Consider the following 21,134-nt stretch of genomic DNA (forward strand, 5'->3'; position numbering starts at 1 on the left):
CAAGAGTCCCGACCTGGCAGGCCCTTCGGCTGTTTAGCTGTCGGCGAGTGGTGCGCGAAGCTCGACGATCGTGCCGTGCGGTGCGTTGTCGCTGACCTTTACCGCGCCACCGAGGGCCTGGGCGCGCTCGGTCAGGTTGCGCAGGCCGCTGCTGCGGTGCTGCTCGCCGATCCCGACACCGTTGTCGGTAACCCGTGCGACAACCTGGTCACCGTCGATGACGACCTCGACCTTCACGCTGGATGCCTGCGCATGGCGGACGACGTTGGACAGTGACTCCCGGACGGTGGCGAGGATCTGCGGTCGTACGGCGCCCGGCACCAGAGTGTCGATCGGTCCGGTGCAGACCAGCTGCGGCCGGAAGCCGAGCGCCTCGGCGTACTCCGTGACGAGCGCCTGCACGTCACCGCGGAGTGAACTCGAGTCGGGTGGCTGCTGGAGCTCGAAGATCGCCGCCCGGAGGTCGTGGATGGTGCTGTCGATGTCCTCGACCGCGCGACCGAGGCGTTCCCGGTGCTCGGGCTGCACCAGCCTGTGCATGCCCTGAAGCTGCAGGCCGGTCGCGAACAGCCGCTGGATGACGAGGTCGTGCAGGTCGCGGGCGATCCGGTCGCGGTCCTCGAGGACGACGAGCAGGTCGCGATCCCGTTGCGCCTGGGCACGCTCCATCGCCAGGGTGGCCTGGCCGGCGAACATCCGGACCAGGTCCGCACCTTCGGCGACCCGGGTGTCCGCGCCCTGTTCCATCGCTACGGCCAGGAGGCCGCCGGTACCGCTCGTACCGGCCGGCAGCGGAGCGATCGTCGCCCGGGCGAGATTCGTACTCTCCGGGAATTCGGTCAGCCCACCGGCGTCCTTGACGAGCTGCGCGAGATCCTCGATGACGATCTGATCGCCGCTGCTGGAGTGGAGCAGCTGAAGGACCGGGAGATCGGCCGGCATCCGATGGCCGACGTACTGCGTGAATTCCGCCGGCCCGTCGACCGCGCGGACGACCAACTCGTTGCCGTCAGCAAGGAGTACGGCGGCGACCTGGGCGCCCGCGACCTCGCGGGAGCGCTGCACGATCAGCTGGAGCGCCTGATCGGCGTCGTACTCGCCGAGCATCAGTTGGGTGATCTCGGCGGTCACCTCGTGCCAGCGCCGGCGTTGCTCGCTGTCGGCGTACAGCCTGGCGTTGTCGATCACGACGCCGGCCGCGGCGGCGAGGGCGGTGACGGTGCGTTCGTCGTCCTCGGTGAAGTCGGCGCCGCCGGTCTTCTCGGTCAGGTACAGGTTGCCGTAGGCGTGCTCACGGGTCCCGATCGGGACGCCGAGGAAGCTCTTCATCGGCGGGTGGTTCGTCGGGAAACCGTAGGACTTCGTGTGCTCGGCGAGGTCGTGCAGGCGGATCGGTTCGGGGTGCTCGATCAGCAGACCGAGGATGCCGTGGCCCTCGGGGTAGGGGCCGATGGCGGCGATCTCCTCGTCGGTCACGCCACGGGTGATGAAGCGGACCAGCCGCTTGCCGTCCGCGCCGACGACGCCGAGAGCGCCGTACCGGGCACCGGCGAGCTCGCAGGCCGCGGTCACGATCCGGTCCAGGGTGCTGTTCAAGTCGAGATCCGCACCGATGCCGACAACAGCGTCGAGGAGTGCCCGCAGCCGCTCCTGGGTGTCCATGATCTCGTCGACCCGGCCGAGCACCTCCTGTAGGAGGGCATCGAGACGCACCCGGGACAATCCTGCATACTCCAGCGCGCCTTCGTCCCAACCCCCACGCGCCGACCGCGAGTCTCCGGCCACAGCCCCACCGTACGCACCGTCACCGGGGTTGGGAACTCCCGGACCGGGGCCGCTGCGCCCACGGGACCAGGCGCCGGCCGTGGACAGACTCGATTCCGAGCCGGACCAGGTGCGGATCGTCGATCGACACCCACGAGTGCAGCGGCAGCGTACGGCACAACTCGCGCGCCTCGTCGCCGGTGACGACGGACAGGTGCCCGATCGCCGTGACGGTCCAGCCGACATGACGCTCGGAGTCCACGTCATCGGCCTCGAACGCGACCACGTCGCCCCGCTCGGCAGCCTGGAACTTGTCACCCCGTCCGGTGCTGAACACGATCGTGTCGTCGTCGAGGACGAAGTTGACCAGCCGGATGGCCGGCAGGCCGCCGTACGTGTAGACCAGCCGGCCGAGCGGAACCGTCCGGAGCCTGCTGAGGCACTCGGCCGGACCGAGGATCTGGAGCCTGGAGTGGTCGAACTGTTGAGTCGTGGTCATCGGATGTTCCTTATGGACGCAGTGGTCCGTGGCGACCACCCTTCGACGATCGCTCGGCGAACTGGTCCGGGACCAGGGTCAAAGGTCCCGGACCAGCTCGGCGTCTGTCAGGTCAGAGGGTTGCGCACTGCCCTGACTTCGGGCCGGAGACCGAGTTGGGCCGGCCGGCGTTGGTCGGTGCGGGGGAGTTGCCCGTGCAGGACAGCGGCCCGCTGATGTGGTTGCCGGAGACAACCGTCGGGCCGGTGTTGTTCTGTACGGCGAGTGGTCCGCCGATCGTGGCTCCGTCGATCGTCACCTGGCCCACCGAACCGCTGACCCTCACCGGACCCTTGACCGTCGTGGGCGCGCACTCACCGTTGCCGATCCAGACCCGAGTGCGACCGGTCACGCTGACCGGTCCGGCCACGGTGGTGCCACAGAGCAGAACGTTGCCTGCACCGGACGCGGTGACCGGTCCGCGGAGGTCAGATCCGGATGCGTAGAGTCCGGCACCGGCAGCCACGGTGATCGGTCCCGAGACAGTCGCGCCGTCGAAGCACGCGACGCCCGAGGACACGGTCAACGGGCCATTGTGCGTTCCGCTGAGCATCGTCGTACAGGCCGGAACGCCGGTCGCGACGAACGGTACGACCCAGGTCTGGGCCTGACGGGTGTAGGTGACGGTCCCGTGATAGGTCCCGTCCGCCGGGTAGGTGTGGCTGCCGCTGACGGTCATCAGGCTTCTGCCCTGACGTTGGCTCGCCACGTAATCGCGTCCGGCGACAACGCCTGCCTCGGTCGGGGATCCGTCGCCCCAATCGATCGCGGCAGTGAACTCACCAGGCGGAAGCGAGCCGGCGGCCAGACGTCCAAGAGGTGCGTTGCTGACGATCCTGTCGACGCCGAAGCGGGCGACCGTGCCCATTGCCTCCGGAGCCCACGGGACCTGGGCGATCGAGCCGTAGTTCACATTTGCGAACGCCCAGCGAGGTCCGGCGACGCTGAGCCGTTGGACGTAGGAGTCGTAGTCCTGGGTCAGCACCTTCGGGGACCAAGCCTTCTCCAGGATGCCGGCCAGCCGCGGAAAGACCATGTACTCATTGGTGGCCAGTCCACGCATCTGCTCGCCCCAGATCGGCGCCTCGATACCGATGATGTCCGCGGCCTTCGGTCCGCCGTATGCCGGTTGCGCCCAGACGGAACGGTACTTCTCGTAGACCCACTCCGGGTCCCATGAGTACGCCTTGTCGAGCTCCGTCCGCGGGGTCCGGCCCGGCGAACCGTCGTACCCGAAGTCGAGGTACGCGTTCCACTCGGGGGTCGTGATGACTTTGCGGCCCTGGTTGAACCACTCGGGCTTGATCAGCGGGGGACCGCCGCCGGTGTAGTCCGACCAGTAGTGGTTGATGGAGGTCGAGCCTGGTGCGTAGCCCTCGATGGCGGGGTTCCAGCCCATCAGTCGCTTGCCGGCGGCGTTGACGATCGTCTCCATCTGACCGATCCACCACTTGTAGTCCTCGTGCGGCATGCCGATGGCCTCGTCGCCGCCGATATGGATGATCGGTCCGGGCGAGATCGCGGCCAGCTGTGCGATCGCGTCCCGCCAGAACGCGAGCGCGCGCTGACTCGCCGGGTCGTTCGGGTTGGTACAGAACCGGTCGGTCTGGGTCTGGCCCTGGCAGCCCATGTTCGCGACGCCGCCCAGGGCGGTGATCGCCGCGTTGGCGTGGGCCGGGCCCTCGAGCTCGGGGACGATCTCGATGAACCGGTCGGCGGCGTACTTGACCAGGCCCTTGAAGTCCTCTTGCGTGTAGAAGCCCGCGATACAAGCCGCTCCGTTGCATCCGGTGCCGTCGAGCGTCGGGTAGCCCTTGATCTCCAGGCGCCAGGACTGGCCGTCGCTCAGGTGCAGGTGCAGCTGGTTGCCCTTCAGCGCCGCCAGTTGGTCGATCATGGAGCGGATCTCGGTCACTGACAGGAAGTTGCGGGCGGGGTCGAGCTGCAGCCCGCGATGTTCGTAGCGCGGGTAGTCCAGGACCGTGAGGGGCTGTGCGGTCCACGGCCCGGCGCCGGTGGTCGGGGAATTGATTGCTGCTGGCAACAGTTGCCGGAGGCTCTCGAATCCGTTGAACAAGCCGTGTGCTTGCGGCGCGACGATCTTCGCGCCGGCACTCGACACGGTGAGGGAGTAGCCCTCGGCTGTCTTGTCGGCCGGGAGGCCGGACACCGACCCGAGACTCAGCGCGATGTCGGATGCCGTCGCGGATCCTGTCGCCACGGGAAGTACGAATCCAGTCGCCGGACGCAGGTAGCCGGCGAGGACGTCAGCTGTGGCGGCGAGGGAGCTGCTGGAGACGACGATCCGGGACTTGTCCGTGAGTACCCACGGCTCGCCGCTCCCGGTCGTCTGCTTCACCGGGACGGGAATGATCTGCCCGACGACCGGCGCCGGCTTCGGGCCGGACCAGATCTCGAACTCGTTGATCGTGTACCCAACGGTCGACGTCGTGGCCAGGGCCTGCATCCGCACGCACGAGACCGGATCCTTGTGATCGATCACCTGCGAATCCTTGTCGCTCGGATTCGCCACATGGGTGACCGTCGACCAGGTCTGGCAGTCGGCGTCGGTCGACACCTGCAGGTCGTACTGCGTCGGCTTGGCCGGCGAAGTCCAGCGGGTGAACACCTCGTACACCGGAGCAGGTGTGGCCAGCTTGACCTGGAACCAGTCCTGCGTCGGGTCGTACCCCGAGCCGACCGACGCGTAGTTCGAGGTCCAGCCGTTGTGGACGAACACGTCGGTCGCGTTGGCGGGCGCGTACGTCAGTGCCGGTGCAGTCGTGCGTTGGGACTTGGCGGAGGCCACCGCGCCCGGCAGGAGAGCGAGGTTGACGCTCTCGGCAGGGGCGTCGGCGGAGGCGTGTCCCGTTGCCAGTGGGACCAGAGCTGTGGCCAGCAGCGCGCCGGTGATCAGGGCAGGGACGGACCTCAAGGACGAGAATTTCACGTCACTCCTTACCGTGCTGGGCGGTATCACGCGGACGTGGAGGGCGACCGTACGGCGATCCTCTCGCCCAACTCGCCGTACAGCAACGTCACCCGCGCGCCGTCACCGCCAGGCATCTCCCGGTGTCCGGACGTAGCGCGTCCAGACGTGCCGCCAGGGGATGACGGCGACGATGACGACGACGAAGGAACAGCTGAACAGCACGTCGCCGGTCTCGGAGTCGAGGTCGTTGGAGATCAGGTGCGGGACCGCGACCGCACTGACCCAGATGACCTTCCAGATCACCTCGAACAACAGGATCGGCAGCATCCGGCCGGGGTATCTGAGTCCGAGGAAGGCCAGCAGCGACATCGCCGTCAGCATGCAGGCGACGGCTCCTGTCATCACGGGGAGGTCCTGGGCGTTGTTGAGGAGTAGCGGCCACTTGACGATGGCCAGACCCACTCCCCAGAACGCGTAGCCGAAACGCAGGACGTTCATGCGGCGAATAGACAGTTCGTTGTCGACGGTGGCCTTGTCTCGTACGTCGTAGTGGCTCATGGCCCAAGGCTGGGGCTGCGCCGGCTGCTGACCTACGAAGGTTGCTGTTTGTGGGAAAGGGGCGTCAGATGGGCCGCGTGGAGGACACCTCAGCGGCGGACAGCGCCGTCGTGCTCGATCGGGTCGGTGCCCGGCTCAAGCGACTCCGCACCCAGCGCCGGATGACCCTCACCGATGTCGCGGACGCGACCGGCATCTCGAAGAGCACGATGTCGCGGCTCGAGACCGGACAGCGGCGGCCCACGCTGGAACTGCTGCTCGGGTTGTCGCATGCCTATCGGGTCCCGCTGGACGATCTCGTCGCGGCGCCGGAGGAGGGCGATCCACGGATCAGGCTGAGGCCCGGCCGGGTCAAGGGCCGGACGGTGATCCCACTGACTCGGGAGCCGGCCGGCATGCAGGCCTGGAAGATCGTCATACCCGCCGGCAAGGTTGATCCAGAGCTGCGGGCCCATGACGGCGACGAGTGGATCTACGTGTTGTCCGGCCGCCTGCGTCTCGTCCTCGGCGACGAGGACTGGGTGCTCGGACCAGGCGAGATCGCAGAGTTCAGCACCGAGGTCCCGCACTGGTTCGGTAGCTGCGGCGATGGGCCCGCGGAGATCCTGAGCATCTTCAGCCGCCCTGGTGAATCGATGAAGGTCAGAGTCTCCGACTAGCGGCTGTCCGACGCGCAGACAGGTTGGCAAGCGTTTGCCGAACTGGCATAGGGTGAGTTGCAGTCGAAGCGTTGCCGAGTCTGGAGGAATTCGAGTGACTTCCACGCACGCCGTCAGGTTCGCCGCCGTCGGGCTTGATCACGCGCATATCTTCGGTCAGGTCGCGGGGTTGATCGAGGCCGGTGCGGAGTTCGTCGGGATGGCGACCGATGACCCGTCCGTCGCGATTGCGACCCGGCTCCGGGAGCGGTACCCGGACGTTCCGCTGGTCGAGAGTCCCGACGAGCTGATCAACTCCGACGGGATCGATCTGATCGTGACCGCCGCCGTACCGGATCGACGCGGTGAGATCGCCGTCGCCGCGCTGCGAGCCGGCAAGGACGTCGTGACCGACAAGCCCGGCTGCGTCAGCCTCGAGGAGCTGGATGAGATCGAGAAGGCGGTCAGCCAGAGCGGGCGGTTCTGGTCGGTGACGTTCTCCGAGCGGTTCGAAGTACCGAGCGTGATCAAGGCCGGTGAGCTGGTCCGCGAGGGCAAGATCGGGACCGTCGTACAGACTCTCGGCATCGGGCCGCACCGCGTCGGGGACCGCGACCATCTCGGTGGTGGCGCCGGCCGGCCCGACTGGTTCTACGACAAGAACCGGTACGGCGGGATTCTGACCGATATCGCGTCGCACCAGATCGACCAGTTCCTCTGGTTCACCGGCGCGCGGACCGCGGAGGTCGTTGCCAGTACGGTCGGGAACTTCGCCAACCCGGACGAGCCGGGTCTGCAGGACTTCGGTGAGATCCTGCTGCGCAGCGAGAACGCGCAGGGCTACATCCGGGTCGACTGGTACACGCCGAAGGGGTTGCCGACCTGGGGTGACGGGCGGCTGATGATCCTCGGTACCGACGGGTTCATCGAGTTGCGCAAGTACGTCGACATCGCGGGCCGCGACGGTGGCGACCACCTGTTCCTGGTCAACCAGGAAGGTACGCAGTACATCGACTGCTCGGACGTCAAGACCACCTACTACACCGACCTGGTTCGCGACGTACAGGAACGGACCACGTCGGCCGCGCCGCAGGAGCACACCTTCGAAACCATGCGCCTGGCGTTGACGGCCCAGCAGCAGGCGGCCGTCCGTGGAGCGGCTCGTTGAGCTAGTGCCTCGTCCAGAACGGTTGGGGTCGTAACGCCAGCGGGTCGGCCCGACCCGCCGTCGCCTCACTCCGACCGACGGTCACGACCGAGGTGGGGAGGGTTGTGCACCCAGAACGGCACGAAATCCTCCCCGAGTTGGCTCTGGTGCCGTGTGTGTGGGCGGTGCCGGAGGGTGTCGAGGGTCGTCCGTGACCGGGCAGGTGGACAGGTAGTGTCGGGCAGCCGGTAGTACACCTGAGTGTGAAGGTGGCCGCGCGTACGGTGTATCGGAGGTGTACTACCTGTCGGGCTGCAGATTTACCTCCTGAGCCCTTCCCGCCCGGCGCTAGACGTTCATGGGGCGCGTCTCGGTCCAGTCGACGAGCAGCTTGCGCTCGGCGAAGTACCACGTGCCGTCCTGCTTGACGTACTGGTCCAGGTAGCGGATCGAGGCGACCATCAGGGTCCGTGAGCCGTCGTCGCCGATGGTGACGTGGTGGGCGATCGTGTAGCACTCGCCGGACGCGTTGTTGCCGTCGACAACGACTGTGCTCTGGCCGTTGAAGTGCGTGGTCGCGGCGTACTGGTTGAGGTCGTCGAAGACCGGCGCCAGTGCGTCGCGGCCGCGCAACTCCTGCGTGGGTACGTCGGACTTCGCGTCCATGTAGACGACGAAGCGGGTGTCCTCGGTGAACAGAGCCTGCTGGCCCTTGGCGTCGCGGCGGTCCGCGCAGTGCGCGTAGGCGTCGAACAGCTCGCGCAGAGCGAGACGGTCGGCGGCTTCTTCGGGGGAGATGGTGGTGTGCGACCTCATTCTGCTAATTTACACCTGTAAAATAGCGACCGCCAGAGGAGTGCGATGAGGGATCCGCGGATGGCACGGACCGATCGCGCCCTGGCAGACGCCGTACTGCGCCTTGCCGCCGAGCGCCCGGTGTCCCGGATCAGCGTCGCCGAGCTGACCGAGGCGGCCGGCGTCACGCGGCCGACGTTCTACAACCGGTACCGCAGTCCGCTGGAGCTCCTGCTCACGGTCCTGGACGCCGACCTGGCGACTGTCTACCAACGTGAGGCCGAGTGGCGGGCGGCCGAACGACCGTCCAGCAACGAGGCACTCCGCCGTGCGACCGCGGAGGTGGTCGACCATGTCGCCCGCTTCGCCGGCGTCTACCGCCACACCCTCGACGATCCAGCGGACCGCGGGGTCTACGAGGCGCTGGTGCGCCACTTCACCGACTACAGCCTGACCTTCATGGCCAGCGCGGATCTCCCACCCGGCAATCGCGCTCTGATGGCCCAATTCGTCTCCCACGGCTTCGCCGGCGCGATCAAGGCCTGGCTGACCGACGGCACCCTCACCACCGACGACCTGGTAACCGCTGTGACCGCCTGCGCGCCGACCTGGTGGCAGGTGGTTTGACCCGTGGGGTACACGGGTTCGATGGAGGTCGGGCGCGCGGAGCATCGGTGGCATGACCACTTCAACTGTTCACCGTCTGAGCCGGACCGCCGGCTTCTGGGCCGTGGCCGCGAGCATGTCGGTGCTGACTGCGTTCTCCACCGCCCCGAGCGCGCTGTACGGCATCTACCGACGCCAGGACCATCTGTCGTCCATCACCGTCACCATCGTCTACGCCGTCTTTGCCGCCGGCATCGTGACCAGCCTGCTGCTGGTAGGTCACCTATCTGACTGGTACGGACGACGCACGCTGCTCATGCCCGCTCTGCTGACCGGACTAGTGGCTGCGGTGGTCCTCGCCAACTCCACGTCGCTTCCGGCGCTATTCGTGGGCCGGGTGCTCACCGGACTCGCTCTGGGTGCGGCCACCGCGACCGCCACCGCCTACCTAACCGATCTGGATGCAGGTCCGAACGGAGTACCGACGCGGCGGGCGCAGATAACGTCCACTGTCGCGAACGTCGGCGGGCTGGCGGTCGGCCCACTGGCGGCCGGGTTGCTGGCGACGTACGTGCCCAGCTTTCCCCGACTGATCTACGTCGTACTCGCGGTGCTGTTGGCGCTCGCGCTGATAGCCGTGTGGGCCGCACCTGAGGTCAGGCCGCTGCCAAATCCCCGACCGCGCTACCGCCCGCAACGGCTCGCGATTCCCGGAGCTGCCCGGACGCAGTTCGGTGCGGCGCTCACCGGCGACTTCCTGGTGTTCACTGTGTACGGCGTGTTCGCCGGCCTGGCTTCCGCGTTCTTGGCCGGGCCGCTGCATCGCTCCTCGCCCGTCCTGGCCGGCCTGACCGTGTTCATCGCCTTCGGAGTCGGTGCGCTCACTCAGATCATCACGAGGACCTGGCCGCTGCGCCGCCTGCTCGCCCTCGGTATCCCTGTGCTGCTTATCGGACTGGCTGTGATTGTGACTGCGGCCTGGTTGCGTCCACCGAGCCTCACGTTCTTCCTGATCGGAGCGGCGCTGGTGGGCGTCGGGACCGGCAGCATCTTCCGGAGCGCCTTGACCGTGGTCATCACGACCGCGCCGCCCAACGATCGCGCCGCCGCGTTGGCCCTGTTCTTCGTTGTCGGTTATCTGGGCCTCTCGCTGCCTGTCGTAGGTGCCGGAATCGCCTTGCAGTACGTGACTTTCAAGGTCATCCTCCTCACTTTTGCCGTCATCGTGTCCACCGGAATTCTCGTCGCTTCACCACTGCTGATCCGCAGCCTCACCGAGAAGAAGGCACCCGTTGGTGCACCAGGGGAATCCACTGGTGTGACGGGGTCCGAGCGGACGAACAGTGGAGTTAGTGGATCCCACCAGGGCATCCCTCAAGGAAACGGAAGGCACATGGCCACCATTCACTTCACCGAGATCACCACCTCGACGCCCGAGCAGTTCGTTGCCGGGCTCACCGACTTCGGGCCGGGCCGGGCGAAGCTGTTCGCGAACAGCTCGGACGACCACCTGAAGGTCCACGACCTGGGCGCCACGTACGCCGACGTCACCGAAGGCAACGACAGCGTGTGGGAGCGGCTGCACTACGACTGGTCCGACCCGACCCACATCGTCCTCACGACCACCGACTCCAACCTCTGGGGCGGCGCGTCCGGCCACACCTACACCCTGCACCGCCGGGCCGACGGCGCGACCACGATCGACGTCACGATCGTCCGCCAGGGCAAGAACCTCAAGGGCCGGCTGCTCGGGATCGTCCTCGGCCTGTTCGGCAAGAGCGTCCTCGGCAAGCCGTTCCACAACTCCGTCAAGGCCATCGAGGCCCGCAATCTGCAAACCCTGACCACCAACAACAACGTAAAGGCGTGAACACCATGAAGAACCTGATCCGTAGCGCACGAAACCTGAGCCGCAACCTCGTCCTGGCCGCACTCGGCGGCGCGCTGCTGCTGGCCGGTACGACCACCGCACAAGCCACGATGGGAAGCCAGACCAAGGAGAAACCGACCATCGTCCTGCTCCACGGAGCGTTTGCCGACGGCAACAGTTGGTCCGAGGTCACCGGCCGGCTGCAGAAGGACGGCTACCAGGTCGTCGCCCCTGCCGTCCCACTGCGCGGAATCGCATCCGACACGTCGTACCTGAGCGGCGTACTCGCGACCATCCCCGGTCCGAAGGTGCTCGTCGGGCACTCGTACGCCGGTGCCCTGGTCAGCGAGCTCGCGGACACCTCCGGAGTGAAGTCGCTGGTCTACGTCGCGGCGTTCATCCCGCAGGCAGGCGAGACCCTCGGCACGCTGAACTCGCAGTTCCCGGGCAGCGAACTCGGCTCGGTCACCACCACGATCAGCTACCCCGGTGGCCTCGACCTCGCAGTCGACCCGGCCGGTGCCGGTCCGGTCCTGGCTGCTGATGTCCCGGCCCGCCAGGCTGCCGTGTTCGTAGCCGCCCAGCGCCCGATCGCAGCGTCGGCATTCGGCGAACCGGTCGAGGAGACTGCCCCGGCCGCGCTGCCGAAGTACGCCGTCATTCCGACCGGCGACCACGCGATCGCCCCGGCCGCCGAGCGCTTCATGGCCAACCGCGCCGGCGCGAAGATCACCGAGGTCCAGGGTGCATCCCACCTGGTCGCGGTGTCGCAGCCGTCGACCGTGACCAAGGTCATCGAACAAGCCGCTCGCTGAAGTCACGCACCAACCAAGCAGGCCGGAGCCGAACGCTCCGGTCTGCTGGTGTGTCAGGCCGACCGGGCCAAGGCCGTGCGGAGTTGGCGGCGTGAGGTGATGCCGAGCTTGGAGAAGGTCTTGCGGAGGTGCCACTCGACCGTCCGCGGGCTGATGAAGAGCTGGGCGGCGATCTCAGGGTTGGTGAGGCCGTCGCGGGCCAGTCCGGCGATCTGCGCTTCTTGTGCGGTGAGGTCGTTGTGCGTGTCGGGCCTGCGTTTACGGACGGTTTCGCCGGTGGCGAGCAGTTCGTGGCGGGCTCGGTCGGCGAAGGCGTCGAGTCCCATTGCGGTCAGTTGCTCGTGAGCGGTCCGGAGCTGTTCCCGGGCGTCGACACGTCGTCCCTCGCGGCGCAGCCACTCGCCGTACAGGAGATGTGCGCGGGCGCTCTCGACCCGGAGCACGGTCCGGTCGAAGTGGTCGATGGACGCTCGGTAGGCGTTCTCGTCGCCGTTGAGCAGGGCCTGGGCCCGGGTCCGTTGGCCGTGACCCCAGTCGGTGGGCGTGGCGGTGGTGCGTTCGGTCAGCCAGTTGAGTGCGGACTCGACGTGATCGGTGTCGCCGGTGCGGGAGGCTGCTTCGGCGAGTTCGCCGACGGCGAGTACGCCGTACCCGATGACGTCCTGGTCGAAGACGCGGAGGGCGGCCTCGCGGGCCGCGTCGTACTGGCCGAGGCCGTTGTGCAGGACGGCGCTCGCCAGGGTCGCGAACATGCCCATCCGGCCCTGCTCCTGCGCGGCGGCCTGCTGGATGGTTGCCTCGATGAGTTTGGTTGCCGTTGCCTCGTCGCCGCGGAAGGCCGCGAGCATCATCCCGGCATAGCCGAGGCGTGGATTGCCGGTGGCGACCGCGATCTGGCGGTCGGCCTCGACCCGGCTGGCGACAGCGGTCAGATCGCCGGTCAGGCATTCGAGATTCGCATGGAAATTGAGGGAGTACTGCAGCTGGACCAGCGCGCCGGTCTCGCGGGCCATCCGGTCCTGGCGGGCGGCGAGTTCTAGACCGGCCTCCAGATCCCAAACCTCGATCGCGACGATCCCGGCGGCGCGGCTTCCGGCCAGCCAGAGCCAGCTGTCGACGTCGTCGGCGCCGATGGTTTCGTGCCGTGCCCGTTCCAGCGCCTTGGTCAACTGCGCGGCTGCGGCTGGGTAGCCGCTCCTGATCCGCAGGGCGAGTGCCTGCAGCAGGAGGTCGGCCGGCGGATCCGAGTCGACCGGTGCGGGAGCGGCGTCCGCAGCGAGGGCGAGGATGCCTGGCACCTCCGGTCCGCTGGCCCAGATGGCCGCAGACATCGCCTCGAGGAAGGTCAGTCGGGCCTGCTCTGGCTCGTGCGGTTCGAGCTGGCGGGCGGCGCCGAGGAGGGTACGGGCGGCGTCGCGGGCGCGGCCCTGGTCGAAGGCGATCTGCCCGCGCAACCGTTCGATGTCGGCGGCCCGAACCGGGTCGGGTGGGCCGGCCTCGGATGCGCTGAGCAGTCGCAGCGCCTCGTCCATGGCTCCGGCGCTGCGCTTGGCGGCGGCGGCAGCCAGGGATCGCTCGGCACGTCGGGCCGGGTCGGGCGTGAGCTCCGCGGAGCGCTCGAGGAACTCGGCGGCGGCGGTGAGACCGCCGCGATTCTGGGCGCGGAGCGCCGAGCTCTCGAGCTCGGCGGCCACGTCCTCATCCGGGCGCGCTGTGGCCTGGGCCCGATGCCAGGCCCGTCGCTCTGGCGAGAGTTCGGGATCGGTGACGTCCGCCAGTGCTTGATGCACGGCGAGCCGGTCCGGCAGCGAGGCCATCCGGTACGCCGCGGATCGCACCAGCGGATGCCGGAACCGCACGTGCTGCCCGAACGTGATCAGTCCCGACTGGATCGCTCCGGCGGCCGGGTCCGCGCCCAACCCGAGTTGCTCGGCGGCTCGCCACAGCAGCGTCGCATCACCGAGCGGCTCGGCGGCCGCGATCAGCAGCAGCATCCGGGTATCCGCGGGCAGCTCTTCAATTCGCCGTACGAAGCCTTCTTCGATCCTGTTGGTCAACGGTCCGTGGCTGAATCCGTCCACCAGGTCAGTGGGGGACCAGGCCCGGGGCAGCTCGAGGAGTGCCAGTGGATTGCCGTACGTCTCGGCCACGATCCGGTCCCGGATCCGCGGGTCGATCGGACCTGGCAAGACCGACTCCAGCAGCGCGCGGGCATCGTCCTCGCCCAGGCCGCGGACCTCCAGCTCGCTGAGCCCGGTGAACTCGTGGTCGACGCCGTTCCGCACGCTGAAGATCATCACCACCGACTCGGCGGCCAGGCGCCGGGCCACGAACGCGAGTACCTGCGCGGAGACGTGATCCAGCCAATGGGCGTCGTCGACGATGCAGATCACCGGTCGCTTGGCCGCGGCGTCAGACAGCAGACTGAGTACGGCGAGGCCGACGAGGAACCGGTCCGGCGCAGGCCCGGCGAGCATGCCGAACGCCGTACTGAGTGCGTCGTGCTGCGGCCGGGGGAGACGTTCGACCCCGTCGAGGAACGGGAGGCACAGTTGGTGCAGGCCCGCGTAGGCGAGCTCCATCTCGGACTCGATCCCGACGGTCCGCGTCACCGCGCAGGAGTCGCTGTCGGCGGCCAGCTCGTCGAGCAGCGCCGATTTGCCGACGCCGGGCTCGCCGCGGAGGACCAGGACCTCACTGCGCCCGGTGCGGGCAGAGATGACCAGCGCCGCCAGTACGGCGGTCTCCTGCTGCCGGCCACGCAGTCCGCGAGCTGCCATGCCCGTCAGGCTCGCACCTGCCACCACGTCGCCGCAACGGGCTCACCCCGCGACGGCCTTCAAACTGGCGAGATCCGGTCGTACTGTCGAGAGATCGTCGCGGGCTGGGAGGGATGAACGATGGTTGACTCGGTCGCACCGCACGGGCTCCACCACGTCACTGCGATCGCGGAGGATCCGCAGCGCAACGTGGACTTCTACACCACGGTGCTGGGGTTGCGCCTGGTCAAGCGGACCGTCAACTTCGACGCTCCGGACACCTATCACCTGTACTACGGCGACGCCTCGGGCCGGCCGTCGACGCTGTTGACGTTCTTCCCGTGGCCGGGGGCGCCGAACGGCGTACAGGGGACCGGGCTCACCACGGCGACCGCTTTCAGCGTTCCGCCGGAGTCCCTCGGCTGGTGGCAGCAGCGGCTGCAGAGCCTCGACGTCGACGCGGACGCGCCGGTCGCGAGCTCGGACCAGGAGGTACTGCGGCTGCGTGATCCCGACGGCTTGGTGATCGAGTTAGTCGCGTCCGACGGTGACACCCGATCCGGCTGGGACGGCGTGGCCGCCATACCGTTCGACAACGCGATCCGCGGTCTGTTCTCCGTCACGATGACCGAGCAGCAGCTCGACCCGACGGCCGAGATGCTCGCCGGGATGCTGGGGATGCGGCACGGCCGGGACACTGCCGACGGGTCTCGGTTCGTCATGTCCGGAGCAGCCGAGGGTACGGCGGTTGACGTCCAGCCCAGCAAGGCGTCCCGCGGAGTGCAGGCGGCCGGGACGGTTCACCACATCGCTTTCCGGGCGCCTGATCACGAGACTCAGGCGAAATGGCGGCTCGAGCTGATCGAGGCCGGCGTACAGGTCACCGAGATCCTCGACCGGCAGTACTTCACGTCGATCTACTTCCGTGAGCCTGGCGGGGTCCTGCTGGAGATCGCGACCGACCAGCCGGGCTTCACCGTCGACGAACCGCTGCTGGAGCTCGGCCAGCACCTGAAGCTCCCGCCGTGGCTCGAGCCGAGCCGCGAGGAGATCCAGGCTTCGTTGCCGGCGCTGCGCGTACCACCCCAGCCGGACGAAGCGGACTGATGAGCGAGGACCCGCTCCGGCGGCCGCACGTCTGGCTGCCGGGCTCGTCCGCGCCGCCCCTCCTGTTGCTGCACGGCACCGGTGGCGACGAGCACGACCTCCTGGTACTGCGAGCACACCTGGCGCCGGACGCACCCGTGCTGTCGCCGCGTGGAACCGTGTTGGAGCAGGGGATGGCGCGGTTCTTCCGCAGACTCCGGGAAGGCGTTTTCGACGAGGACGACCTGAGGCTGAGGGTCGACGAGCTCGCCGCATTCCTCACCGCCGCCGAGGAGAAGTACGGCGTGACCGCCGGTGCCTGGCTGGCCGTCGGGTTCTCCAACGGAGCCAACATTGCATCCGCGTTGCTTCTACGCCATCCCGAATCGCTCGCCGGCGCCGTACTGCTGGCCGCGATGGTGCCCTTCGCAGCGGACGAGCCGACGGACCACGCGCTAGCCGGCAAGCGGGTGCTCATTGTCAACGGTGACAGCGATCCGATGGCGACCCCTGCGCAGACGAGCAGACTGGCCGAGCAACTCCGGCGTCGAGACGCCGATGTGGAACTCCTGTCGTTTGACGGCGGCCACACCATCGACCCCGGCGTACTGCCCGAGATCAGGAAGTTCGTCGAGGCGGGTCGCGCGAAGTGAGCAGTGCACATCCGCCGATCGCGGACTACGCCTTCCTCTCGGATTGCGAGTCGAACTGCCTGATCGCACCGAGCGGGGCGGTGGAGTGGATGTGCTTGCCGCGCCACGATTCGCCGAGTGTGTTCGGTGCGATTCTCGATCGTGCCGCGGGGAGCTTCCGGCTCGGACCGTACGGCGTACAAGTGCCTGCTGCCCGTCGGTACTTGCCAGGCAGTCTGATGCTTGAAACGACGTGGAAGTCAGCGACGGGCTGGCTGATCGTCCGTGATGCGCTGCTGACCGGACCGTGGCACAGCATCTCCGAGCGGTCTACGACACATCGCCGTACGCCGACCGACTACGACGCCGAACACTGCTTGCTGCGGACCGTGAAGTGCGTCAGCGGCGCGGTGGATCTCGCGATGGTGTGCGAACCGATGTTCGGGTACGGCCGGCGGGAAGCGAGCTGGCGGTATGACGGTCCTGGCTATGGGCAGGCCGATTGCGCGGATCCTGTTCACGATGTCGCGCTGACGCTGACGACCGACCTGCGGCTCGGTCTGGAGGGCCGGACGGCCCAGGCGCGGACTCGGATGTCGCAGGGCGACACGGCGTTTGTGGCGGTCTCGTGGTCGGCGATGTCGCCGCCGCGGACGTGGGCGGAGGCGCTTGAGCGGATGGGGCGAACGGCGGAGTACTGGCGGCAATGGATGAATGTCGGCGAGTTTCCGGATCACCGGTGGAGCCACTATCTGGCCCGCAGCGCGCTCACCTTGAAAGGACTCACCTTCGCTCCCACCGGCGCACTCCTCGCGGCCGCGACGACCTCGCTGCCGGAGACGCCGTACGGCGAGCGGAACTGGGACTACCGCTATTCCTGGGTCCGGGACTCCACGTTCGCGCTGTGGGGGCTGTACACGATCGGGCTCGATCGTGAGGCGAACGACTTCTTCTCGTTCCTGACCGAGATCTGCGACGGCGATCAGGGCATCCAGATCATGTACGGCATCGGCGGCGAACGCGAGCTGCCCGAACAGACGCTGGACCACCTGACCGGCTACGAAGGTGCGAGACCGGTCCGGGTCGGCAACGCCGCCTATCTCCAGGGCCAGCACGACGTGTGGGGAGCGATCCTCGACTCGGTCTATCTGCATGCGAAATCGCGCGACCAGGTGACCGAAAGTTTGTGGCCATTCTTGAAGCGGCAGGCGGAAGCGGCGGCGAAGCACTGGCGCGAACCCGACCAGGGGATCTGGGAATCGCGCGGCGATCCGCAGCACTTCACCTCGTCCAAGCTGATGTGCTGGGTGGCGATGGATCGCGGCGCCAAGCTGGCCCTGCTGCACGACGAGCCCGGATTCGCCGATGACTGGCAGGCGGTCGCCGACGAGATCCGCGAGGACATCTGTGCCAACGGTGTGGACGACAGGGGAGTCTTCGTGCGGCGGTACGGCGCTCGCACTCTCGACGCATCCCTGTTGCTGCTGCCGTTGCTCGGGTTCTTGCCGGCTGGCGATCCGCGCGTTCGTGCCACGGTACGGGCGATTGCCGACGAGCTGACCGAAGACGGGATGGTGCTGCGCTACCGCGTCGCGGAGACCGACGACGGGATGCACGGTGCCGAGGGGACGTTCACGATCTGCTCGTTCTGGCTGGTGTCGGCGCTGGTCGAGATCGGGGAGCTGGACGAGGCCACCGCGTTGTGCGAGAAGCTGCTGTCGTACGCGAGCCCGCTCGGCCTGTATGCCGAGGAGATCGACCCGGTGAGCGGACGTCACCTTGGCAACTTCCCGCAGGCGTTCACCCACCTGGCCTTGATCAACGCGATCATGCACATCATTCGCGCCGAGGAGGCGTTCATCAGGCCGCTTGGTTGAGGAGGGCCCAGCGGGGGTCTTCGTCGTACCAGTGGTTGACCAGGGCGTCGACGGCGAGCTGGTGGGTCGCTGGATCGAGTACGCCGTGCTCGGTGGCTGCCGCGAGTACCTCGAGATAGGAGGCGACGGCCTCGATCGGGAGGGTCTTGGCGATCGGGGCCACCGACGTCGCGACGTCGCGCATGTCGACGAGGGTGAACACGCCGACCAGGATCGCGCCTTCACTCTGTAGCTCCTGGGCGAAAGCCTCTAGGGCCGTACCTGAGGAGACGGCGTCATCGACCAGCAGCACTCGCCGGCCGGCTACGGAGGCTCCGCGGACGCGTGGTTCGTGGTCCTCGTGACCGACGTACCCGGGCTTGCGGACGAATGCGAACGGAAACTGTCCGGTCAGCGCGACCGCGGTGGCGAGCGGGATGCCACCGGTCTCGGCTCCGACGATGACGTCCGCGCCGAGGCAACGGGCGAAGTTCACACCCGGTACGGCGAGGTCGTGCAGCAACTGTGGGTCGCCGTACGCGTTCTCGTTGGAGAGCGGCTGGAGGGGGAGCCGGGTCTTCATGTCCCAGTGCGCGATGCCTGGCCGGACCAGTCCTGGCACGGTGGCGAGCCTGGCGACGAGATCGGTCTGCGACGGCGGTACTGCGGTGAGCCGGGCAACGTCGGCGTAGTCGGAAACCCTTGTCCGCTTGGCGTTCGCCAAGGTTTTCTGGTTGAGGTTCATACCATCGACTCTCGCGCGATGTCGGGTTGATCGCGTCCGTTGAATGCCCTGGTCAGCGCGCGGGGGCCACGACGACCGGCCCGCGGGCCAGGCGCAGGACGTCGTACAGCGTGTGGCGGCGATTCGCACCGAGCACCGTGAGCGCCGCTGCTGTGGACTCGGCCAGCACTGCACTGCCGACGGCGCCTGCAGCGAAGACCCAGCGGACGTCGACCTCGGGGTACGCCGTCTGCCGGATGTGTGCTGCTTCGTCGAGGCTGGGGTGCACGATCGTGAGACCGATCCCGCGGCGCCGGGCCGAACGGAAGCCGAACTCGATCGCGGCCGACGTCTCACCGGCGACGACCACTCGTCCCGCCGACGGTCCGATCGATGCTCTCGGCGACAGACCGATCACTGCCAGCGATGCCGTCGTACGGCGGACCAACCGCCGGGCCAGCGTGCGCTCGAATTTGCTGTTGTGGCTCAGCACGACCAGTGCGAGTTCGCTCCTTCGGGCCTCGGCGACCAACGCCGGGACGGGGCGAGCCGGGTGAACCGCGGTCGTGATCCGCAGCGATGGTGCGATCCTTCGGGCGCGACGTACGGCCTCTGCGACGATTGCCTCGGCACCTTCACGAGCCCGCAGATCGATGGTCGAGTTGCCGAGCGGATCGGACACCCGAGGCCAGCGGAACGCGTGCACGATCCGCAACTCGGATCCCCGCTCGGCAGCCTCGGCCGCGGCCCAATCGAGCGCATCCGGCTCGGCACCACGCTCGTCGACCAGCACGATCACTGGCCCGCCATCAACCTCGGCCGGCCGTGAGTCCGACCGGGCATCGGGCAGTGCCCCTTGCCAGCTTCGAAACAACTTCATGAGTCGCCTCCTGTATCCACCTCCCCACAATCCGGTCCGTTGCCCCGGTTCACACCAGTGAGAGACCCGTGTCCGCCCCCTGGTCCACGGTTTGGGCCCACGGTTTGAGCGGGGGATAGCCTGTCTCTTTGGTGTTGAGATCGATGGATTGCGGAGAAGTGGCGTGGGTACGGGGGACGGATGTTGATCGCGGAGCGGTATCGGTTGGGCGCGCCCTTGGGGCGGGGCGGCATGGGGGTGGTGCACCGCGCAACGGACGAAGTGCTCGGCCGCGAGGTCGCGGTGAAGGTGATGCTGAAGGGCGAGGGGGACGGCTCGGCGACCGAGCGGTTTCAGCGGGAGGCCCGGGCTGCGGCCCGGTTGAGCGACCGGCACATCGTCGCTGTCTACGACTTCGGGCAGTACGACGACAACTTCTACCTCGTGATGGAGATCGTCGAAGGCGGTTCGGTTGCCGCTGAGTTGGCCGAGCACGGTCCGCTGTCATGGGATCGCTCGGTCGCCATCATCGAGCAGGCCGCGGCGGGGCTGGCGGCCGCTCACGCGCAGAACGTCGTACATCGCGATATCAAGCCGAGCAACCTGCTGATCGCGGGGGACGGGACCATCAAGGTCGCCGACTTCGGGATCGCGGCGCTGCCGGGGTCCGAGACGAGCGATCTGACCGCGACCGGCCAGATCATGGGCAGTCCGCACTACCTGTCACCCGAGCGGGCGCGAGGGCTGCAGGCCGGCCCGGAGTCCGACGTCTACGCGCTCGGCTGCGTGCTGTATCAACTGGTCACCGGACGGCCGCCGTTCACCGGAGACCATCCGACTGCGGTCCTGTACCAGCACGTCGACGCGACCCCGGTCCCGCCGAGCCGACTGCGTCCGGAGCTCGCCGGTCCGTTCGAGCCGCTGCTGCTGCGGATGCTCGCCAAGGATCCGGCAGAGCGGCCCACGGCTGAGCAGCTCGTCTCCTTGCCTGCGGCAGCCGCGTGGTTCCCGACAACGCCATTGCCCCCTGACCCGACGCCTCGCTCGACTGAGCCAGTCGCTCCTGCCGCGCCGCCCGTCACACGTTCGAGGAAGCCGCTTCTGATCGCAGGCCTCGCCGTACTGGCCGTGGCAGGCGCCGTCGCGGCAGGCCTCGTACTGCGGAACGCCGGTGACGACCTCCCGCCGACCGTGGACGTAGGCCCGCACCCAAGCCGAAGCGCCGGTACGCCGACAACGTCCACCACCTCGACCGACCCGACGACCCAGCCGTCGACCGCACCGACCCGGGGCCGCACCACCGAGCCGACCCGAACCACCGAGACGCCCTCCAGCACCCCCACAACCTCCACCACTCCGACCACAACCCCGTCCGCGCCGACAACCACGGCCCCCTCTACCACCCCGCCGTCCACTCGCCCGACGCCAACCCCAACCAAGTCCTCCTCGTCGCCCCCTTCACCTACGCCTACCCCTACCGCCTCAGACACCCCCACCGCCTCCGACACCCCACTCCCGCAGTAAGTCCAGGATCCCCGCACTCGCAGGGGCCAAG

The 21,134-nt window shown here is 68.0% G+C and carries 17 protein-coding genes; 9 read left to right on the plus strand and 8 right to left on the minus strand.

What is annotated here, in order from left to right; translation table 11 throughout:
* Positions 1–33: 33 nt before the first annotated feature.
* From EV650_RS04045 to EV650_RS04060, 4 genes are all read right to left on the minus strand, one after another.
* On the minus strand, positions 34–1,785 hold the full coding sequence (locus EV650_RS04045; RefSeq protein WP_202874385.1) for a GAF domain-containing sensor histidine kinase: 1,752 nt from the start codon (positions 1,783–1,785) through the stop codon (positions 34–36).
* Between the two features lie 19 nt (positions 1,786–1,804).
* On the minus strand, positions 1,805–2,263 hold the full coding sequence (locus EV650_RS04050) for a pyridoxamine 5'-phosphate oxidase family protein (RefSeq protein ID WP_134115433.1): 459 nt from the start codon (positions 2,261–2,263) through the stop codon (positions 1,805–1,807).
* Between the two features lie 112 nt (positions 2,264–2,375).
* The gene (locus EV650_RS04055) at positions 2,376–5,252 is read right to left on the minus strand and encodes a beta-N-acetylhexosaminidase (protein ID WP_166678015.1); all 2,877 of its coding nucleotides are present in this window, start codon (positions 5,250–5,252) and stop codon (positions 2,376–2,378) included.
* A 102-nt stretch (positions 5,253–5,354) separates the two neighbouring features.
* Positions 5,355–5,792, minus strand: coding sequence for a hypothetical protein (locus EV650_RS04060; RefSeq protein WP_134115437.1), 438 nt, complete (start codon positions 5,790–5,792; stop codon positions 5,355–5,357).
* A gap of 68 nt (positions 5,793–5,860) precedes the next feature.
* Here EV650_RS04060 and EV650_RS04065 point away from each other — a divergent pair, with 68 nt between their 5' ends.
* Positions 5,861–6,451 carry a helix-turn-helix domain-containing protein gene (locus EV650_RS04065; protein WP_134115439.1) on the plus strand — a complete coding sequence of 197 codons (591 nt, stop codon included), beginning with the start codon at positions 5,861–5,863 and terminating at the stop codon, positions 6,449–6,451.
* A 94-nt stretch (positions 6,452–6,545) separates the two neighbouring features.
* Positions 6,546–7,598, plus strand: a complete 1,053-nt coding sequence (locus EV650_RS04070; RefSeq protein WP_134115441.1) for a Gfo/Idh/MocA family protein — start codon at positions 6,546–6,548, stop codon at positions 7,596–7,598.
* Positions 7,599–7,925: 327 nt separating this feature from the next.
* Here EV650_RS04070 and EV650_RS04075 read toward each other — a convergent pair whose 3' ends face one another.
* On the minus strand, positions 7,926–8,393 hold the full coding sequence (locus EV650_RS04075) for a nuclear transport factor 2 family protein (protein WP_134115443.1): 468 nt from the start codon (positions 8,391–8,393) through the stop codon (positions 7,926–7,928).
* 60 nt (positions 8,394–8,453) lie between these two features.
* Between EV650_RS04075 and EV650_RS04080 the strand changes: the two genes are divergently transcribed.
* From EV650_RS04080 to EV650_RS04090, 3 genes are read left to right on the plus strand one after another with little or no spacing between them, the layout of a single operon-like run.
* Complete coding sequence (locus tag EV650_RS04080; protein ID WP_202874386.1) at positions 8,454–8,999, plus strand: TetR/AcrR family transcriptional regulator; 546 nt, start codon at positions 8,454–8,456, stop codon at positions 8,997–8,999.
* Positions 9,000–9,051: 52 nt separating this feature from the next.
* Positions 9,052–10,848, plus strand: a complete 1,797-nt coding sequence (locus EV650_RS04085; RefSeq protein WP_134115447.1) for an MFS transporter — start codon at positions 9,052–9,054, stop codon at positions 10,846–10,848.
* Positions 10,849–10,853: 5 nt separating this feature from the next.
* Entirely contained in the window at positions 10,854–11,663 is an 810-nt protein-coding gene (locus EV650_RS04090; RefSeq protein ID WP_238174257.1) for an alpha/beta hydrolase, read from the plus strand.
* A 53-nt stretch (positions 11,664–11,716) separates the two neighbouring features.
* On the opposite strand, the gene EV650_RS04095 is transcribed toward EV650_RS04090, so the two are convergent.
* Positions 11,717–14,443 (minus strand): ATP-binding protein, encoded by a 2,727-nt coding sequence (locus EV650_RS04095; RefSeq protein WP_134115449.1) that lies wholly within the window; start codon positions 14,441–14,443, stop codon positions 11,717–11,719.
* A gap of 120 nt (positions 14,444–14,563) precedes the next feature.
* Here EV650_RS04095 and EV650_RS04100 point away from each other — a divergent pair, with 120 nt between their 5' ends.
* Genes EV650_RS04100 through EV650_RS04110 form a run of 3 tightly spaced genes read left to right on the plus strand, consistent with a single transcriptional unit; the run spans position 14,564 to position 18,017 of the window.
* Positions 14,564–15,529, plus strand: a complete 966-nt coding sequence (locus tag EV650_RS04100) for a ring-cleaving dioxygenase (protein WP_134115450.1) — start codon at positions 14,564–14,566, stop codon at positions 15,527–15,529.
* The gene (locus EV650_RS04105; protein WP_134115452.1) at positions 15,529–16,161 is read left to right on the plus strand and encodes an alpha/beta hydrolase; all 633 of its coding nucleotides are present in this window, start codon (positions 15,529–15,531) and stop codon (positions 16,159–16,161) included. Before EV650_RS04100 ends, EV650_RS04105 begins: the two co-directional genes overlap by 1 nt.
* Positions 16,158–18,017 carry a glycoside hydrolase family 15 protein gene (locus EV650_RS04110; RefSeq protein ID WP_134115454.1) on the plus strand — a complete coding sequence of 620 codons (1,860 nt, stop codon included), beginning with the start codon at positions 16,158–16,160 and terminating at the stop codon, positions 18,015–18,017. Before EV650_RS04105 ends, EV650_RS04110 begins: the two co-directional genes overlap by 4 nt.
* Here EV650_RS04110 and EV650_RS04115 read toward each other — a convergent pair.
* Positions 18,001–18,741 (minus strand): orotate phosphoribosyltransferase, encoded by a 741-nt coding sequence (locus EV650_RS04115; RefSeq protein WP_134115456.1) that lies wholly within the window; start codon positions 18,739–18,741, stop codon positions 18,001–18,003. The genes EV650_RS04110 and EV650_RS04115 overlap by 17 nt on opposite strands.
* A 52-nt stretch (positions 18,742–18,793) precedes the next feature.
* Entirely contained in the window at positions 18,794–19,600 is an 807-nt protein-coding gene (locus EV650_RS04120) for a universal stress protein (protein WP_134115458.1), read from the minus strand.
* A 180-nt stretch (positions 19,601–19,780) separates the two neighbouring features.
* On the opposite strand from EV650_RS04120, the gene EV650_RS04125 reads away from it, so the two are divergent.
* Positions 19,781–21,103: a serine/threonine-protein kinase gene (locus EV650_RS04125; protein ID WP_134115460.1), complete on the plus strand. Its 1,323-nt coding sequence runs from the start codon at positions 19,781–19,783 to the stop codon at positions 21,101–21,103.
* The last annotated feature ends 31 nt before the right edge of the window (positions 21,104–21,134 follow it).

Source organism: Kribbella kalugense, assembly GCF_004365875.1.
GTDB classification, from domain to species: domain Bacteria; phylum Actinomycetota; class Actinomycetes; order Propionibacteriales; family Kribbellaceae; genus Kribbella; species Kribbella kalugense.

Bases quoted from the DNA above. Each gene is read 5' to 3' on its own strand.
- EV650_RS04050 (WP_134115433.1), bottom strand. From the start codon at position 2,263: ATGACCACGACTCAACAGTTCGACCACTCCAGGCTCCAGATCCTCGGT.
- EV650_RS04060 (WP_134115437.1), bottom strand. From the start codon at position 5,792: ATGAGCCACTACGACGTACGAGACAAGGCCACCGTCGACAACGAACTG.
- EV650_RS04065 (WP_134115439.1), top strand. From the start codon at position 5,861: ATGGGCCGCGTGGAGGACACCTCAGCGGCGGACAGCGCCGTCGTGCTC.
- EV650_RS04075 (WP_134115443.1), bottom strand. From the start codon at position 8,393: ATGAGGTCGCACACCACCATCTCCCCCGAAGAAGCCGCCGACCGTCTC.
- EV650_RS04080 (WP_202874386.1), top strand. From the start codon at position 8,454: ATGGCACGGACCGATCGCGCCCTGGCAGACGCCGTACTGCGCCTTGCC.
- EV650_RS04085 (WP_134115447.1), top strand. From the start codon at position 9,052: ATGACCACTTCAACTGTTCACCGTCTGAGCCGGACCGCCGGCTTCTGG.
- EV650_RS04090 (WP_238174257.1), top strand. From the start codon at position 10,854: ATGAAGAACCTGATCCGTAGCGCACGAAACCTGAGCCGCAACCTCGTC.
- EV650_RS04095 (WP_134115449.1), bottom strand. From the start codon at position 14,443: ATGGCAGCTCGCGGACTGCGTGGCCGGCAGCAGGAGACCGCCGTACTG.
- EV650_RS04100 (WP_134115450.1), top strand. From the start codon at position 14,564: ATGGTTGACTCGGTCGCACCGCACGGGCTCCACCACGTCACTGCGATC.
- EV650_RS04105 (WP_134115452.1), top strand. From the start codon at position 15,529: ATGAGCGAGGACCCGCTCCGGCGGCCGCACGTCTGGCTGCCGGGCTCG.
- EV650_RS04115 (WP_134115456.1), bottom strand. From the start codon at position 18,741: ATGAACCTCAACCAGAAAACCTTGGCGAACGCCAAGCGGACAAGGGTT.
- EV650_RS04120 (WP_134115458.1), bottom strand. From the start codon at position 19,600: ATGAAGTTGTTTCGAAGCTGGCAAGGGGCACTGCCCGATGCCCGGTCG.
- EV650_RS04125 (WP_134115460.1), top strand. From the start codon at position 19,781: ATGTTGATCGCGGAGCGGTATCGGTTGGGCGCGCCCTTGGGGCGGGGC.